The 4596-nt window shown below is 64.7% G+C and carries 5 protein-coding genes; 4 read left to right on the top strand and 1 reads right to left on the bottom strand.

All coding sequences use genetic code 11. From position 1 onward, the window contains the following. Both EOD07_RS23575 and tdh read left to right on the top strand, forming a co-directional pair. Nucleotides 1–975: glycine C-acetyltransferase (locus EOD07_RS23575; RefSeq protein ID WP_127237159.1), on the top strand; the 975-nt coding region annotated here is incomplete at its 5' end. Nucleotides 976–1146: 171 nt separating this feature from the next. Next, nucleotides 1147–2181, top strand: a complete 1035-nt coding sequence (gene tdh, locus EOD07_RS23570) for an L-threonine 3-dehydrogenase (protein WP_073986347.1) — start codon at nt 1147–1149, stop codon at nt 2179–2181. Nucleotides 2182–2384: 203 nt separating this feature from the next. Here tdh and EOD07_RS23560 read toward each other — a convergent pair whose 3' ends face one another. Further along, the gene (locus EOD07_RS23560; RefSeq protein WP_127237158.1) at nt 2385–2831 is read right to left on the bottom strand and encodes a MarR family transcriptional regulator; all 447 of its coding nucleotides are present in this window, start codon (nt 2829–2831) and stop codon (nt 2385–2387) included. A gap of 131 nt (nt 2832–2962) precedes the next feature. Here EOD07_RS23560 and hmgA point away from each other — a divergent pair, with 131 nt between their 5' ends. Beyond that, nucleotides 2963–4276 carry a homogentisate 1,2-dioxygenase gene (gene hmgA / locus EOD07_RS23555; protein ID WP_127237157.1) on the top strand — a complete coding sequence of 438 codons (1314 nt, stop codon included), beginning with the start codon at nt 2963–2965 and terminating at the stop codon, nt 4274–4276. Continuing rightward, a partial coding sequence (locus tag EOD07_RS23550) for an MBL fold metallo-hydrolase (protein WP_127237156.1) occupies nt 4273–4596 on the top strand: 324 nt, incomplete at its 3' end. The genes hmgA and EOD07_RS23550, both read left to right, overlap by 4 nt.

Genomic DNA, 4596 nt, shown 5'->3' with positions numbered 1-4596 from the left:
GGCTACGGCATGGCCTCGGTGCGCTTCATCTGCGGCACGCAGGAGGAGCACAAGGAGCTCGAGGCGACGATCTCGTCCTTCCTCGGCATGGAGGACACCATCCTTTACTCTTCCTGCTTCGACGCCAATGGCGGCTTGTTCGAGACGCTGCTCGGCGAGGAGGACGCAATCATCTCCGACGCGCTGAACCATGCTTCGATCATCGACGGCGTGCGGCTCTCCAAGGCCAAGCGTTTCCGCTACGCCAACAACGACATGGCCGATCTCGAGGCCCGCCTGAAGGAGGCGAAGGACTGCCGTTTCCGGCTGATCGCCACCGACGGCGTGTTCTCGATGGACGGCATCATCGCCAACCTCAAGGGTGTCTGCGACCTTGCCGAAAAATACGATGCCATGGTGATGGTCGACGACAGCCATGCGGTCGGTTTCGTCGGCAGGAACGGCCGCGGCTCGGCCGAGCATTGCGGCGTCGAGGGCAGGGTGGATATCATCACCGGCACGCTCGGCAAGGCGCTGGGCGGCGCCTCCGGCGGCTACACCTCGGGCAAAGGCCAGGTGGTCGACTGGCTGCGCCAGCGCTCGCGGCCCTATCTCTTCTCCAACACGCTGATGCCGGCGATCGCCGGCGCCTCGATCAAGGTGTTCGACCTGATCCGCCATGGCGATGCGCTGCGCCAGCGCCTATATGCCAATGCGGATCGGTTCCGGTCTCAAATGGGCAAGCTGGGCTTCACGCTGGCCGGCGCCGATCATCCGATCATCCCGGTGATGCTGGGCGATGCCGCCCTGGCGCAGGAGATGGCCGCGCGCATGCTGAAACGCGGCATCTATGTCATCGGCTTCTCGTTCCCCGTGGTCCCGAAGGGCCAGGCGCGCATCCGCACGCAGATGTCGGCCGCCCATTCCAGCGCCGACATCGACCGCGCGGTCGAAGCGTTCGGCGCGATCGGCAAGGAACTGGGCGTGATTAGCTGAGGCGCTTTACCCTCCCCCTTGTGGGGAGGGTCGGCGAGCGGCCGCTTGCGGAGCAAGTGGACGGGAGACGGGGCGGGGGTAGGCCGGGTCGCTACCTTCGCTAAGTTGTTTGACCCCCACCCCGGCGCTTCGCGCCGACCCTCCCCACAAGGGGGAGGGTAAGGAGGCTGAATGTCGAACATGATGAAGGCGCTGGTGAAGGCCAAGGCCGAGCCGGGCATCTGGATGGAAGAGGTGCCGGTACCGGAGATCGGCCCCAACGACGTGCTGATCAAGGTCAGGAAGACCGCGATCTGCGGCACCGACGTCCATATCTACAATTGGGACCAGTGGGCGCAGAAGACCGTGCCAGTGCCGATGGTGACCGGCCACGAATTCGTCGGCACCGTCGCCGATTTCGGCGCCGCGGTCACCGAATACAAGGTCGGCCAGCGCGTTTCCGGCGAGGGCCATATCGTCTGCGGCCATTGCCGCAACTGCCGCGCGGGCAGGGGGCATCTGTGCCGCAACACGCTCGGCGTCGGCGTCAACCGCCCCGGCGCCTTCGGCGAGTACATGGCGATCCCGCAGCACAATGTCGTGCCGATCCCCGACGACGTGCCGGACGAGATCGCCGCCATCTTCGATCCATTGGGCAATGCCGTGCACACGGCACTGTCCTTCGACCTGGTCGGCGAGGACGTGCTGGTCACCGGCGCCGGCCCGATCGGCATCATGGGCGCGCTGGTCGCGCAATGCGTCGGCGCGCGAAAGGTCGTCATCACCGACATCAACCCGGTCCGCTTGGATCTGGCGCGGAAACTCGGCGTCCAGCATGTCGTCGACGCTTCGAAGGAAAAGCTGCGTGACGTCATGCCGTCGATCGGCATGAACGAAGGTTTCGACGTCGGGCTGGAAATGTCTGGTGCCGCACCAGCCTTCCGCGACATGATCGACACCATGAACAATGGCGGCAAGATCGCCATTTTGGGCATCGCCCCGACCGGCTTCGAGATCGACTGGAACAAGGTCATCTTCAAGATGCTGCATCTCAAAGGCATCTACGGCCGCGAGATGTTCGAGACCTGGTACAAGATGATCGCGCTGGTGCAGGGACCGCTGGATGTATCGGGGCTGATCACGCACCGGATCGGCATCGATGATTTCCAGGTTGGGTTCGATGCGATGCGCAGCGGAAGCTCCGGAAAAGTGGTGATGGATTGGTAAGTGCTTCGACGCAGACGTCGAGTTCCTTCGCCCCCCTCTCTGTCCTGCCGGACATCTCCCCCTCAAGGGGGGAGATCGGCCGTCACGCCGGCCTTCGCCAATCGCAGACATTGCAAGATGAGCGCTGTCGTCAAAGCTGCCAATCTCCCCCCAAGAGGGGGAGATGTCCGGCAGGACAGAGAGGGGGGCCTCGCGCCAGCCTATCAGCTCTTCTCCTCCAAGGCCCCCTCCAGCGCCGCCACCGCCCTAGCAACCGCCGCGCGCTCCTCCACGCTCAACTTCGCCAGCAGTTCCCTCTCAAACGCCTTGGCCAGTGGCACCATTGCCCGATAGGCAGCAACTCCCGCCTTGGTCAGCGCCAGGTGCTCCACCCGGCGATCGTTCTCGTCGGCCGTTCGTGTCAGCCAGCGCCGCCGTTCCAGCTCGGCCACGGCCCTCGACACCTTGGTCTTGTGCATGGCCGACTGCTCGCCGAGTTCCGTCGCCGTCATCGTGCCGTGCTGGCCGAGGCCTGACAGCGTTCGCCATTCCGGGCGCGTCAGACCGTGGCGGTCCTTGTAGATGCGCGAGAACTCGCGGCTGACGGTGTCCGCCAGCCGATAGAGCCGGTAGGGCAGGAAGCTTTCCAGCTCGAGGATATCCGGTTCCATGAGGCGCTCCCGGGATGCAGCGCGGCCGTTGATAGTTACATTTTCGATGGTTACAAATGAAACCAGTTTGGTCAACATCGCCGGCAGGCCGCGTCTTGGGACGTTTGCAAGCCGGGATCACGGAGGATCGGATGGGTTTTTCCTACATGCCGGGCTTCGGCAACGATTTCGAGACAGAGACGCTACCCGGCTCGCTGCCGCAGGGTCGCAACTCGCCGCAGCGGCCGGCCTATGGGCTCTATGCCGAGCAGCTTTCGGGCTCGCCCTTCACCGCGCCGCGGGGCACCAACGAGCGCTCCTGGCTCTACCGCATCCGCCCGAGCGTAAAGCACACCGGCCGCTTCAAGCGCACGAGCTACCCCTTGTGGAAGACCGGGCCCAACATCGGCGACCACGAGCTGGCGCTCGGCCAATACCGCTGGAACCCGACGCCGATACCCACGGAGCCGACCGACTTCATTTCCGGCATGCGCACCTTCACCACCGCCGGTGACGCGGTCGGCCAGTCCGGCATGGCCGCGCATGTCTATGTGGCCAATCGCTCGATGGTGGATGACCACTTCTTCAACGCCGACGGCGAGTTGCTGGTCGTGCCGCAGGTTGGCGCGCTGCGCTTCGTCACCGAGATGGGCGTCATCGAGCTTCGCCCCGGCGAGATCGCCGTGCTGCCGCGCGGCCTCGTCTTCAAGGTCGAACTCGCCGACAAGGAGGCGCGCGGCTATGTCTGCGAGAATTACGGCGCGAAATTCACCATGCCTGACCGCGGCCCGATCGGCGCCAATTGCCTGGCCAATCCGCGCGACTTCAAGACGCCATGCGCCTGGTTCGAGGAGAAGGAGACGCCGTGCCGGCTAATCGTCAAATGGTGCGGCTCATTCCACGTCACCGAGCTCGGCCATTCGCCGCTCGACGTCGTCGCGTGGCACGGCAACTATGCGCCCTACAAATATGATCTGGCGACGTTTTCTCCGGTCGGCGCCATCCTGTTCGACCATCCCGACCCGTCGATCTTCACCGTGCTGACGGCGCCGAGCGGCGAGGAGGGCACGGCCAATGTCGACTTCGTCATCTTCCCGCCGCGCTGGCTGGTGGCGGAAAACACCTTTCGGCCGCCTTGGTACCACCGCAACATCATGAGCGAGTTCATGGGCCTGATCCACGGCCAGTACGACGCCAAGGAGGAAGGTTTTGTCCCCGGCGGCATCAGCCTGCACAACCAGATGCTGGCGCATGGACCGGACGCTTCCGGCTTCGAGAAGGCGACACGGGCGGAGCTGAAGCCGGTCAAGCTCGACAACACCATGGCCTTCATGTTCGAGACGCGCTTTCCCCAGATGCTGACCCGCTATGCCGCGGAGCTCGGCACCTTGCAGGAAAACTACATCGACTGCTGGGCCGACCTGAAGAAGCGCTTCAACGGCACGCCGGAAGGCGACTGGTCTTGAGCGCCGAAGAAGCGGATCGGCTGGTGCTGCTCGGTTCCAAGGGCGGCCCGGCGCTGCGGCCGGGCGGCCCATGGCCGAGCTCGTCGCTGCTGGAACTCGGTGGGCGCACCATCGTCGTCGATTGCGGGCTGGGCGTCACGCGCGGCCTGGTCGATGCCGGCATCAGCCTCAAGGCGCTCGACCTGATCTTCATCACGCATCTCCATTCGGACCATGTGCTGGAACTTGGGCCGCTGATCCACACGGCCTGGACAGCGGGGCTGGCAACGCCGGTGACCGTTTTCGGTCCGCCCGGCACCGGCCGTTACTGGCAACAGTTC

It is taken from the genome of Mesorhizobium sp. M2C.T.Ca.TU.002.02.1.1 (genome assembly GCF_003997225.1).
The sequence above is the reverse complement of the archived record's forward strand: the minus strand, read 5'-3'. Positions and strand labels throughout refer to the sequence as shown.